This window comes from Rothia mucilaginosa (assembly GCF_964211445.1).
Taxonomy (GTDB): Bacteria; Actinomycetota; Actinomycetes; order Actinomycetales; family Micrococcaceae; genus Rothia; species Rothia mucilaginosa_E.
In genome coordinates this window covers 45230-57260 of the sequence record NZ_CAXOQT010000014.1, presented here as the reverse complement: position 1 = coordinate 57260, position 12031 = coordinate 45230, and the positions used below count along the sequence as shown (strand labels likewise).

Genomic DNA, 12031 nt, shown 5'->3' with positions numbered 1-12031 from the left:
GTGAGGTAGCCGCCCCCTTTCGTGCGCCCCAGCAGGCTCTTATGAACGGCTCTCTACACGCTAATGAAAGGCCCCTCCGGGTGCCCGCATTCCGGGACTTTCTGGAATCGGTTAAAAACCAGCGGGGGTGAAAGCCTCATCAGCTTTCACCCCCGCAAGGAGTCAGACCTTAGTCCTGACCATAAGTTGCCATGAACTGATCCATGCTGTCATGCTGCAAAGCATAGGACAGGTTAGCGTTCGCAGCCTGGTTCACGATAACAATCGATTGGCCGTCGTAAGACCAACCCGGACCCGCGTTCGGCAGGGTGGTCATACGCATCGTGGTGTCACCACTGGTCAGCACCGGAGCCGCAATCTGAGCGATCTGCGCCGCATCCAGACCGGAGTCCACACGCATGTAACCTGCAATAGACTCAACAGCAGACTGGAACGAACCCACGTTGCTCAACGCGCCCTTCGCCTTCATCGTGTTGTACAGGCCGCGCAGGAACGCACGCTGGTTACGAACACGCTGGTAGTCACCATCAGCGAACTGGTAACGAGCACGCACGAACGCAAGTGCCGCGCCACCATCCATGTGCTGCATACCCTGCTTGAAGGACCAAATATTGATATCAAAGTTGAAGGGGACCTGAACGTCCACGCCACCAACGGAGTTCACCAGAGCCTTGAAGCCCTCGAACTCAATCTCAGCCACGTGATCAATCTTGATGCCCAGCAGGTTCTCAACGGTTGCCACCTGCAGAGAAATACCGCCATAGTTCAGCGCCGCGTTAATCTTTGCCGAACCGTAGCCGGGGATGTTCACCCAGGTATCACGCATAATCGAGACCAGGTACACGCCCTTGCCGTCAGCCGGGATGTGCATGAGCATAATGCTGTCCGCACGGGAGCCACTCACCTGAGCAGCTTCAGAACCGGAACGGGTGTCACTACCGAGCAGCAGAATGTTCTTACCGGGGCCCTTCACGACATCGTAGCTGTAACCGTCATCCAGGATGCCGTCGCCGTCCTTATCGTGCTCGCTGGCGTTTGCAGCGAGAGCCGCCGTAGCATCCGAACCGCCATCTGCGGAGCCGTTAGCGTTGGTGCCGTTCTTACCAGTATCCGAGTTAGTCACGGTCGGAGCCTTCAGCTCCGTCACGTTGAGCTTCTTAGCCTCGCCAAGCTGCTCCTTAATTTTGGCTTGATCTTCGTCCACCTTAGTGATGGAGTCAAACTTCTCGGTCTTGCTATCCCAGGTGTGGCCAGCACGCCAGATAAAGAAACCAATACCGAGGGTAATAACCAGCAGAAGAATCAGCAGGATCAGCAGAATACGCTTGACCCATTTCTTCTTCTGCGACGGTTCAGAGTGAGCGTCGCTCATTAAGTTGTCCTTTGTTTGAGGTGGTGATACGCGAGGTGCGCGGCGCATCCAGCGAAGTCTCTAGAGTGCAGAGAGCCGGAAAATAACCCGCCGATGTGGGGCGGTGCTGGAGGGCACAGAAAATGCACAGCTCGCAAAATACTTTCCCATTGTAACGCCGTCAGCGGGTCTACGCACCAGTGAACGAAAGGTTTTACATTACAACTTTCCTCACGTTCGCGCGAGCTATTCTGCGATGGTTCGCAGAACGCACAATGCCCCGCCTCCCTGAAAACCAAGGAGAACGGGGCATTGATTTCGCTAAAAAGCAAAACTGGGAAAGAAGATTTACTTCTTACCGAAGTTGCCGAAGCGTGCGTTGAAGCGCTCGACGCGACCTGCGGAGTCCATGATGCGCTGCTTACCGGTGTAGAACGGGTGCGACTCGGACGAGATTTCAACCTCGACGATCGGGTACTCGTTGCCGTCTTCCCACTTCTCGGTCTTGTCCGAGGTCATGGTGGAACGGGTCAGGAAGACCTTGCCGGATGCGAGGTCGCGGAACAGAACCAGGTTGTAGTCCGGGTGGATTTCTGCCTTCATTGATTACCTTCTTCTGCTACTGGATTTTGCCAGTAGCCCTTATATAGATGGAGTAGGTTTTTCGATGTGCAGCTATCGAGAAAATCTCAGAGCGCATCACCATTGTGCACGCATAGGGCGCGCACAACCCATTAAGGGTACCACCTTCACGGATTAAATCCCAGTACGTTCCCTCACAGGCACCAACCTAGCTGCCGCAAGAGCACCCGAAGAAGGCGCTCACGGGGGTTAAGAATCAAGCTAGGAACTCAGGTTATGAACGCGGGCGGGTCTCCCAGAACGCCACGGCACTCGCCGCCGCAACATTCAAAGAATCCACGCCGTGCGACATCGGAATCATCACCGTATCGTCACACGCAGCCAGGGTGCGGGGCGACAGTCCGTGCCCCTCCGTGCCCAGAATCAACGCCAGCTTCTCATCCTGACGAGCAGACAGCTCCTCCAGGGTCAGCGAATCCTCTTCCAGCGCGAGCGCGGCGCTCTTAAATCCCAGCTCGTGCAGGGTCTGCAGGTCGGCAGGCCACGACTCCAGACGAGCCCACGGCACCTGAAAAACGGTACCCATCGACACGCGAATCGAACGACGATACAGCGGGTCGGCGCATCGCGGGGTCACCAGCACGGCATCCACGTCCAGCGCGGCAGCCGAACGGAAAATAGCGCCCACATTCGTGTGGTCCACAATATCTTCCAAAATCGCCACGCGAGAGGCACCCTGCAACAACTGCTCCAGGGGCTGCGGCGCCGGGCGAGCCATCGCCGCCAGAGCGCCACGGTGTAGATGAAAACCGGTCACCTGTTCCAGCTGTTCCTCACTACCCACATACGCGGGAGTGTCAGGATGAGCGCGCAACACATCCGCCAAATCATCAGCCCACTTCTCGCTCATCAGGAAAGAAACGGGCTGATGGCCGGCAGCGAGCGCGCGACGAATCACCTTCGAGGACTCCGCAATGTAGATACCCCACTGCGGTTCCATGGCGCTACGGAGCTTCACATCGGTCAGCTGCGTGTAGTAGCGCAGAGCCTGCTCGGGTGCCTGCGCCAGAGCCGTGACCGACTCGATGGCGTAGACACGCTCGGCACGCTCAGCGATCTGTTCGGCGCTCAGCTGCTTCGGGGCACGACTCATGCGCGCTTGAACGCGGAGTAACGACCCGCGGGGGTCACGGTCAGAGCCAGGTCCATGTCGTAGGTTGCTGCGAGGTTCGCCTCGGTAATGGTGGACAGGATCGGGCCTGCAGCGACCACGCCGCCGTCACGGACCAGCAGGGCGTGGGTGAAGCCAGCCGGGATTTCCTCGAGGTGGTGGGTGATGAGCACGGTAGCCGGTGCGTAGGGGTCAGCAGCAAGCGCGGTCAGACGCTCGACCAGGTCCTCACGACCGGAAATGTCCATGCCTGCGCCGGGCTCGTCCAGCAGCAGCAGTTCGGGGTCGGTCATCAGTGCGCGAGCAATCAGCGCACGCTTGCGCTCGCCGTCGGAGAGGGAGCCGAAGGTGCGGTCAGCGAGGGTGTCGACGCCCCACTCAGCCAGCAGTTCGGTGGCACGCTCGTCGTCCATGACGTCGTATTCTTCCTTCCAACGACCGGACACAGCGTACGCTGCGGTCACGACAACGTCGGAAACCTTCTCGTTGGCGGGAATCTGGGTTGCCGAAGCACCGGAGGACAGACCAATGCGCGGGCGCAGGTCGAACACGTCAACAGCGCCGAGGGTCTCGTCAAGGATTTCAACCTCGCCGCTGGTCGGGTGCAGGCGAGCTGCCGCAATCGAAAGCAGAGTGGACTTACCGGCGCCGTTGGGGCCCAGAACAACCCAGCGTTCACCTTCGTTCACAGTCCAGGAAACGTCGTTGAGAATCTTGCGGCCGCCGCGAATCACGGAGACATTCTGAAGGTTGAGTACGGTGCTCATGGTTCTTCTTCCAGTGAGTTAGATGGATGGGATGCGCCCCCCTACCTCGCAACCTAGCCTGGTTGCCGGTGCAGTGAGCGCATAGTGCGCGGGTACCCCACATTGGGTTCCTCGCGCAAAGAATAAGGGGCTACAGGTGCCGCCACGGAAGGCGTGAGCGCATCCGTAACGGCACCTAAAGCAACAGAGTATTAGTCGATGAAGCCGCGTGCGCCACCGACCAGCTCAACATGGCCGGTCTCAACGTCTGCAGTGACCATCTTCGCGATTTCCTGCGCGAACTCGTTGACGGTGTAGAGCTTGCCGGCGGTCTCGCGGCGCTGCTCAATAGCGCCGGGGTGCAGGCGGTTCAGCAGGGTTGCGGTGACGGTGCCTTCAATCATGTCAGCGGACACCACGACCAGGGAGATACCCTTCTCGGAAAGTGCGGGAATCTCGGCGATCAGTGCGTCTTCGCCAGCGCGCTTGGACTCTGCGACGGGCTTGTACTCGTCCATGGTCTCAACTTCGCGGATGAAGTGTGCCTGGTGGCTGGTCACGAACACGATGCGTGCGCCCTCGGGCATCTTCTCTGCAGCCAGGCGTGCCAGGTTCAGCTGTGCGTCACGGTTCAGGCGCATTGCGTAGTCCTCACCCATGCCGGTCTCCATGCCGCCCGAAGCGTTCAGGATCAGGTAGTCCAGGGAGCCGAAGGTCTCCACTGCGGTGTTGACGAGGTTCTGCAGGTCCTCAGCCTTGGTCACGTCAGCCTGCACTGCAACTGCCTTGCCGCCAGCCTCTTCAATAGCCTTGACGATCTTGTTTGCGCGCGGTGCCTTGGAGCGGTAGTTCACCACAATGTTCGCGCCCTCAGCGGCGAGAATCTGTGCGGTGTCTGCGCCAACGCCGCGGGAGGAGCCGGTGATGATAATGGTCTTGCCGGTCAGCTGTGCCATAGTGTTATGTCCTTAGGTTTAGAAAGGGTGCGCCCATGCTCGGGCGCTTCATGCAGTCCGTACGGGGTGGGGTTAGTGACCCATACCCAGGCCGCCATCAACGGGGATGACAGCGCCAGAAATGTAGCTAGCCTCATCGGATGCGAGCCAGCGAATCACGCGAGCAACCTCTTCAGCCTCCGCGAAACGGCCAGCCGGGATGGATGCCAGGTAGTTCTTCTTGGTTTCCTCGGGCAGAACTTCAGTCATTGCGGTGTTAATGAAGCCCGGTGCCACCACGTTAGCGGTGATGTTGCGGCCGCCCAGCTCGCGGGTGATGGAGCGTGCCATACCAACCAGTGCCGCCTTAGATGCGGAGTAGTTGACCTGGCCGGGGGAACCGTACAGACCCACCACAGAGGAAACCAGGATAATGCGGCCGCGCTTGAGCTTCAGCATGCCCTTGATAGCGCGCTGAACCACGCGGAAGGAACCGGTCAGGTTGGTGTCGACAACATCGGTGAAGTCGGATTCCTTCATGCGCATCAGCAGCATGTCGCGGGTGATACCTGCGTTGGCGACCAGCACCTCCACGGGGCCGAATTCTGCTTCAATTTCCTTGAAAGCTTCGTTAATGCTGTCGGCATCGCGCACATCTGCCTTGACTGCGAAAAATTCTTCGGGGGCTTCACCGCTGCGGTAGGTGATGCAGACGTTGTGGCCTGCTGCCTGGAATTCCTTGGCAATTTCGTAGCCGATGCCTCGGTTGCCGCCGGTGACCAGCACGGTCTTGGGAGTGTTCTCGCTCATGAGCTTCCTTGATGAGTCGACCCCTCGCAATCGGAGCCGATGCAGCGGCTCCGCGGTCGGGGTGTGGACGGATGGACAGTCGAACCTTATTTTACCGCGTTTTAGGGTGATGGTGCCGCAGGCTACACTCCGCTTTTGAACACTGAACGCCTACTCCCCTTCTTTTACATGCCTCATCGGGCGCGTACACTAGCTGAAGCGGAACAGCCCGCACCCCTTTTCTGCGGGGTTACGCGGGCACGAAATAACACCGCACGTAGAGGCGCAATAGTAAGGATAAGAAGACATGGATCTGCTCGGTTCACTCTCACAGGATGCACAGCCCGAGTACGCCAAGTGCTCCCGCAAGGGCTGCCAGCAGGCGGCAGAATTTCAGCTGCTCTGGAACAACCCGAAGGTGCACACCCCCGAGCGCCGCAAGATTTGGCTGGCATGCTCCGAGCACGTGGGCTGGCTGGAGAACTACCTGCGCGAGCGCGAGTTCTGGAAGCAGACTCTGCCGTTTGAGGGATAGCGCCGGCTGAGGTGTAGGGCCAGCTGAGGTCTCTGGCTGAGGCGACGACCCAAGCACTATCGAAAGTAATTTCGATATATGCTATATTTGTTCTAATTAGTTCGAGTGAACATCCCGGCGCCCAGGCGACCACACTCGCAGGGTAATCACACTCGCTGAGCATTCGCATTCAAGGAGGCACCTCCCCATGATGGGCTATTCGCACACCGTCAGCGCCGCAGCTGGCTGGCTAGTGCTCGTCGAGACGGGAGTGGTGCAGGTTCCCGATACCCCCACCCTCATCGTGACCACCCTGGCGTGCGCCGGTGCGGGCATGCTGCCGGATATTGACCACCACAACGGCAGTATCGCCAACTCCATTCCGCCCATTTCACGCTGGGTAGCACGCATTGTCGGGGCGGTCAGCGGCGGACACCGTAAGGGAACGCACTCCATTTTGGGTCTGGTAGCTTTCTGGGCGGTTGCCTATTTCAGCGCGAATCTGAGCTACAACGGAATCCCCTGGGCTTCACTGCTTCTTGCCGCATTCTCGGGCGGCCTAGCATTGCGCATGCTCGGCGCACCGGGTGGATGGATCGGTGCCGTCGCCCTCGGGTACGCCGCCTACACGACTGATTCGCTGGCGCTACTCCCCTGGGCTATTTCGGTTGGCGCCACCATTCACCTGATTGGCGACCTGCTGACAACCCGCGGACTGCTGCCCCTCTACCCTATTGTTATCAAACCCCTGGTGGCATCTCCCCTATGGAAAAAGAGCGGCTACATGGCACTGCCGATCCTGGGTGATGCCGGCAGCGTACGCGAGAAGGCACTCGTTCTAGCACTGACCGGGTACGTCGCCTGGTACGCGGCAGCCATGATGGGCTTTACCGAATACCCCCTGCAAATGTTCGGGCTGGGTATTCACGCCGCATAACGTGCCGCATAACTAAATTCTCACCGAGGACAGCAAAGCGCCCCGTCACTTCCCTACGGAAGCGGCGGGGCGCTTTTCTAATCCTTATCCCGACCTATCGGGGTGAGAGATTAAGCGTCCTGGATGGGCCAGAAGACGTCAACCTCAACGTTCTCTTCACCAGAGGTGGGGTACTTCTCGAACTCAGTGTTGTGCATTGGTAGTTCTCCTTCGTGAGCGGGCGGGAATCTCTTCTCCCCCGCGTTAGCTCACCATCGGTAGTGAGCCCTAATGTTTCGCATTTGCGTCCTCGCAATGGCGGGAACAGTTATAAGTCTACGCCCCACACATGTTGTGTTTCTACCATTTTTCCCACAATGTATGTAGAGACACATGAAAAATTCAAAAAGCCCACACAGACCCCCCGAAATATCGCCTGAGAGCTTTTCTTTCCCTCAGAAAAACCCACAAGGCAACATTATTTCCCGTCAAATACGCCGCAAGTTTCATGTGTCAGAACCCACAAATCACATGCACGGGAACGCAATTACACCACATATGATCAGAAAACAATACAACCCCACGGGTCAGGTCACATTTTTCCGCACTATTCGCGAGAAAAATACCGACAATATCTCCGCAACACATTTTCAGAACACAAAAAACACGCCCTGGACAATACACCCCGGCCAATACGCCACAAACAATACGCCCCGGACAATAAAACAACGCGCAATACACGTAAAGAGGCCCCGGCACCACACGGTACCGGAGCCTCCCCACGCTTTGATGTTCAGCAAATATTGCTTACGCCAGCGAAATCAGATCCTGGTAATCCTTCGACCACAGGTCCTCCACCGCATCCGGTAGAAGTAGCACACGCTCGGGGTCGAGCGCCTCCACGGCACCCTCATCGTGAGAAACCATCACGATAGCGCCCTGGTACGCCTTCAAGGCGTTCAGAATCTCCTCACGCGAGGCGGGGTCCAGGTTGTTGGTCGGCTCATCGAGCAGCAGCACGTTCGCGCTCGACGCAACCAGGGTCGCCAACGACAGACGGGTCTTCTCGCCACCGGAAAGAACACCGGCAGGCTTATCCACGTCATCACCGGAAAACAGGAACGAACCCAAAATCGTGCGCACGCGGGTGTCATCCAGATCCGGCGCGGCAGACTTCATGTTCTCAAAGACAGTGCGGTCACCATCAAGAATTTCGTGTTCCTGCGCAAAATAGCCCAGCTTCGCGCCGTGACCGTACACGACCTCACCCGTATCAGGCTGAGTGGAACCAGCCAGCATGCGCAGCAGAGTGGTCTTACCGGCACCGTTCAGGCCCAGCACCACCACGCGCGAACCGCGGTCAATCGCCAAATCAACGTCCGTGAAAATCTCCAGGGAGCCATAGGACTTCGACAGACCCTGCGCAGAGAGCGGAGTCTTACCGCACGGCGCCGGATCCGGGAAGCGAATCGCCGCGACCTTATCGCTCTGACGCTCCTCCTCCAGGCCGCGCAGAAGCTTCTCAGCACGCTTAATCATCTGCTGAGCCGCAACAGCCTTGGTCGCCTTCGCGCGCATCTTATTCGCCTGCTCCATCAGAGCATTCGCCTTCTTCTGCGCGTTCGCACGCTCACGCTTGCGACGGTGCTCGTCCTGCTCACGCTGAGTCAGGTAGTTCTTCCAGCCCATGTTGTACTGGTCAATCACGCAGCGGTTCGCATCCAGGTAGAAGACGCGGTTGACGACCAGCTCCATCAGGTCAACATCGTGGCTAATGACCATCAGGCCGCCCGAGAAGTTCTTCAAGAAGTCACGCAGCCACATGATGGAGTCGGCATCCAGGTGGTTGGTCGGCTCGTCCAGCAGCATGGTGTCTGCATTGGAGAAGAGAATACGCGCCAGCTCCACGCGGCGACGCTGACCGCCCGACAGAGTGGACAGCGGTTGGGCGAGCACACGCTCCGGCAGGTCCAGGTTGGAGGTGATGACCGCCGCCTCCGACTCAGCCGCGTAGCCGCCGCCGGCAATGAACTCAGCCTCAAGACGGTCGTAGCGGCGCATACCCTTAGCGCGCACCGCCGGGTCCTCACTCGCCATATCGTCCTGCGCCTGACGCATCTTGCGCGCCACACCATCCAGGCCACGCGCCGAAAGGATGCGGTCACGCGCCAGCTGGCTCATGTCATCCACCTTCGGGTCCTGCGGAAGGTAGCCGATAGTGCCACTGCGGGTCACCGTGCCGTCAGCGGGCAGGGTCAGACCGGCAAGCACCTTAGTCATAGTGGTCTTACCAGCACCGTTGCGGCCCACCAGACCAATCTTGTCGCCCTTATCGATGCGGAAGGTGACCTCTTCCATGAGCAGGCGCGCGCCTGCACGCAATTCGAGGTTCTGTACAGCAATCATGGGTGCCTTTCCGGATGGCGGTCTGTGTGTGGGCTAGTAATGCTCGGCAGGCGGGATTCGCCGGGATAGAGGCGGCGAGCGCGCGGAACGCCTCATCAAGCAGAGCACCTCATCAATTTTAGTGCAGGTGTGCCGAGTGCGCATGTGGGGCACCTTTTGTTTTTGTGGTGTGCGGTGTACTATACATACCGGACACCATTCATAGAACATTGTTCAAAACTGGGTTGTGACAAGCAGTCAACCACCGCCACCCTCAACTCTGTAGAAAAATCTGCAGAGCAATACGTATCAAAGGAGTACCACCCCAATGACCGATTCCGTGCGCGAATCAGCCCAGGAACCCCAGGCAACTCAGGCACCGCGCCGTAACGTAGCGGCAAAGACCTCCCTCGCCACCGACCTCTCCCTCATCGCGGTCTTCGCGGGCTTCATCGCCGCGCTCGCCATTATGCCCGCCGTCAGCCTGGGCGGCGTCGCGGTCCCCTTCACCTTCCAGACCCTCGGCATTTACATAACTGCTCAGGTTCTCGGTGGCAAGCGCGCCACCGCCTCCGTGGCGCTGTACCTGCTGGTTGGTTTTGCTGGCCTGCCCATCTTCGCTAAGGGCGGCGCCGGTTTGGGTACGCTCGCCTCCCCGAGCGCCGGATACCTGCTTGGCTTCCTGCCCTTCGCCGCTATTGCCGGTACCCTCGCCTACCTGTTTACCCGCAACACCCGTTCAGTTGGTGCGACCTTCCTCATGGCTCTGCTCGCGAACTTCTGCGGTTTTGTGGTTCTGACCGCCTGCGGTATCGCCGGTATGATGGTGAACGCCCACATGACTTTTGACGCTGCGTTCAGCGCGGCAATGGTGTTTGTTCCCTGGGATTTGGTGAAGTCCACGATCGCGGTTCTGGTTGGTTTGTCGGTACGCCGCGCCTTCCCGTCCCTGGCTTCTGCCCAGCGTTAAAGGCACACGATGTGCCGCATGAGAGGATAGCTATGTTTTTTCGCCGCTCCACGCGCCAGCCTGCGCCGCAGCAGGTGCAAGGCGAGCAGGCGGTGAGCGCCTCTACCAGCATGCCCGCCCTTGAGCTTGAATCGGTGAGTGTTTTCACTGAGCTGCCCGAAGGCGGGCATCGCCGTATCCTCAAGGATGTGAGCCTGCGATTCACCGCAAAACGCACCGCGGTGCTGGGCCTGAATGGTAGCGGCAAGTCGACCCTGCTGGGGCTTTTTAACGGGCTCACGCACCCTGATGAGGGTATTGTGCGCGTGAACGGTGTAGATACCCTGGAGGCGCCGAGCCGCGGCTCGAACGGTACGGGTTCTCGCACTGGTTCGCAGGGCGCTTTTGAGGGTGTAGGCATGCTCTTCGCCCAGCCGGAGGCGCAGCTGATTATGCCCACCGTCGCCGAAGATATTGACCTGAGCCTGCGCCGTGCCGCCGCTATTGAGGGTAGTTCCCTCAGCGGTGAGCAGCGCCGCGAACGGATTCGTGAACTGCTGCGCGAGCGCGGTATCGAGCGTCTGGTGGATCAGAGCGTTTTCACCCTCTCGGGAGGCGAAAAGCAGCTGGTTGCCCTCACCAGCGTGTTGGCGGCGCGCCCGCAGATTCTTCTGCTGGATGAGCCGACCACCCTGCTGGACTTGCGGAACCGAGCGCGGCTACTCAAGCACTTGGAGTCGCTGGATCAGATGCTGGTGCTCAGCACGCACGATCTGGATTTGGCGGCGTCCTGCGATGAAGCCGTCATCATTCACGACGGTCGCCTGCTTGCCCAGGGGGATGCGGCGCAGCTGGTGCAACAGTACCGCACGTGGTGCGCCGAGGGGTTCCCGAATGAGGGCGCCACTATCGAAGATGCAGGCGAGAACGCAGACGCGGCAGGAGGCGCGCATGAGCGCTAACACACCTCGTGTGAGTCCCCGCGTGAATCCGCGCCCCGCCTCCCAGGGCTCCGATTTCAACCCCGGTACCCTGTTGGTGGGTTTCTACCAGCCGCTGGGTACGCCGGTGCATCGGGCGCCGCTGTGGCTTAAGGGCGCGCTCTTCTTTGGGCTGTTTCTGTTGCTGGCGGTGACCGGCTGGCAGGTGGCGCTGGTGGCTTTGGTCGCGTCTACGCTGTGCACCTTGTGGGCTGGTGTGCCCGCCTCCCAGCTGTGGCTGGTGGTCCGCACGCTGTCTCTGCTGTTGCTAATCATGGTCGCCTACTACCTGTTTACGGGGCAGTACGCCTCCGGTGCGGATGCTATTGCGACCATGCTGACGGCTTTCTACGCGTCCCGCGCTCTGCTGGTGAGCACTCCCCTGCCGGTTCTGATTGACGGCTTTGTGCGGCTCTGTTCGCCGCTGCGTTTTGTGGGTCTTTCACCCGAGCGGCTGGGTCTGCTGATTGCGTTGATGATCCGGTCGATTCCAGCGCTCATGGACCGCTGGGGTGCGCTACGTCGTGCGGCTGTGGCGCGTAATCTGCCTAAGCGCATGTATTGGCGGCTGCTGATCCCGTGGGTCGTGCAGGCGGTTGATTACGCGACGGCGACCGCTAAGGCGTTGCGGGCGCGGCACGTGGACGAGCTGAAATAGTGCAGGTACGCGAGAGGGGCGGGGCGAACCATGTAGGTTCACCCCGCCCCTGCTT

Annotated in this window: 12 protein-coding genes; 5 read left to right on the top strand and 7 right to left on the bottom strand. The window is 59.4% G+C overall.

Features of this window, described 5'->3' with window-relative positions; translation table 11 throughout:
• Positions 1-169: 169 nt before the first annotated feature.
• The 6 genes from AB8E48_RS04990 to AB8E48_RS04965 form a co-directional block, all read right to left on the bottom strand.
• Entirely contained in the window at positions 170-1372 is a 1203-nt protein-coding gene (locus tag AB8E48_RS04990; protein WP_368885959.1) for an LCP family protein, read from the bottom strand.
• A gap of 327 nt (positions 1373-1699) precedes the next feature.
• The gene (locus AB8E48_RS04985) at positions 1700-1954 is read right to left on the bottom strand and encodes a type B 50S ribosomal protein L31 (protein ID WP_005506069.1); all 255 of its coding nucleotides are present in this window, start codon (positions 1952-1954) and stop codon (positions 1700-1702) included.
• Between the two features lie 253 nt (positions 1955-2207).
• On the bottom strand, positions 2208-3086 hold the full coding sequence (locus AB8E48_RS04980; protein ID WP_368885958.1) for a TrmH family RNA methyltransferase: 879 nt from the start codon (positions 3084-3086) through the stop codon (positions 2208-2210).
• On the bottom strand, positions 3083-3871 hold the full coding sequence (locus AB8E48_RS04975) for an ABC transporter ATP-binding protein (RefSeq protein WP_070666630.1): 789 nt from the start codon (positions 3869-3871) through the stop codon (positions 3083-3085). Before AB8E48_RS04975 ends, AB8E48_RS04980 begins: the two co-directional genes overlap by 4 nt.
• Before the next feature lie 191 nt (positions 3872-4062).
• Complete coding sequence (locus AB8E48_RS04970) at positions 4063-4806, bottom strand: SDR family oxidoreductase (protein WP_049353098.1); 744 nt, start codon at positions 4804-4806, stop codon at positions 4063-4065.
• A gap of 72 nt (positions 4807-4878) precedes the next feature.
• Positions 4879-5595, bottom strand: a complete 717-nt coding sequence (locus AB8E48_RS04965; protein ID WP_005509097.1) for a beta-ketoacyl-ACP reductase — start codon at positions 5593-5595, stop codon at positions 4879-4881.
• Between the two features lie 286 nt (positions 5596-5881).
• On the opposite strand from AB8E48_RS04965, the gene AB8E48_RS04960 reads away from it, so the two are divergent.
• Together AB8E48_RS04960 and AB8E48_RS04955 are read left to right on the top strand one after the other, a co-directional pair.
• Positions 5882-6109, top strand: coding sequence for a hypothetical protein (locus AB8E48_RS04960; RefSeq protein WP_005506080.1), 228 nt, complete (start codon positions 5882-5884; stop codon positions 6107-6109).
• 187 nt (positions 6110-6296) lie between these two features.
• Entirely contained in the window at positions 6297-7025 is a 729-nt protein-coding gene (locus AB8E48_RS04955; RefSeq protein WP_368885957.1) for a metal-dependent hydrolase, read from the top strand.
• Between the two features lie 786 nt (positions 7026-7811).
• Here AB8E48_RS04955 and AB8E48_RS04950 read toward each other — a convergent pair.
• The gene (locus tag AB8E48_RS04950; protein ID WP_368885956.1) at positions 7812-9410 is read right to left on the bottom strand and encodes an ABC-F family ATP-binding cassette domain-containing protein; all 1599 of its coding nucleotides are present in this window, start codon (positions 9408-9410) and stop codon (positions 7812-7814) included.
• 307 nt (positions 9411-9717) lie between these two features.
• Between AB8E48_RS04950 and AB8E48_RS04945 the strand changes: the two genes are divergently transcribed.
• Genes AB8E48_RS04945 through AB8E48_RS04935 form a run of 3 tightly spaced genes read left to right on the top strand, consistent with a single transcriptional unit; the run spans position 9718 to position 11976 of the window.
• The gene (locus AB8E48_RS04945; RefSeq protein WP_368885955.1) at positions 9718-10359 is read left to right on the top strand and encodes a biotin transporter BioY; all 642 of its coding nucleotides are present in this window, start codon (positions 9718-9720) and stop codon (positions 10357-10359) included.
• A gap of 32 nt (positions 10360-10391) precedes the next feature.
• Positions 10392-11300, top strand: a complete 909-nt coding sequence (locus AB8E48_RS04940; RefSeq protein ID WP_368885954.1) for an energy-coupling factor ABC transporter ATP-binding protein — start codon at positions 10392-10394, stop codon at positions 11298-11300.
• A complete protein-coding gene (locus AB8E48_RS04935) occupies positions 11290-11976 on the top strand; it encodes an energy-coupling factor transporter transmembrane protein EcfT (RefSeq protein ID WP_368885953.1) in 687 nt (228 codons plus the stop codon). The genes AB8E48_RS04940 and AB8E48_RS04935 overlap by 11 nt, the downstream gene beginning before the upstream one ends.
• The last annotated feature ends 55 nt before the right edge of the window (positions 11977-12031 follow it).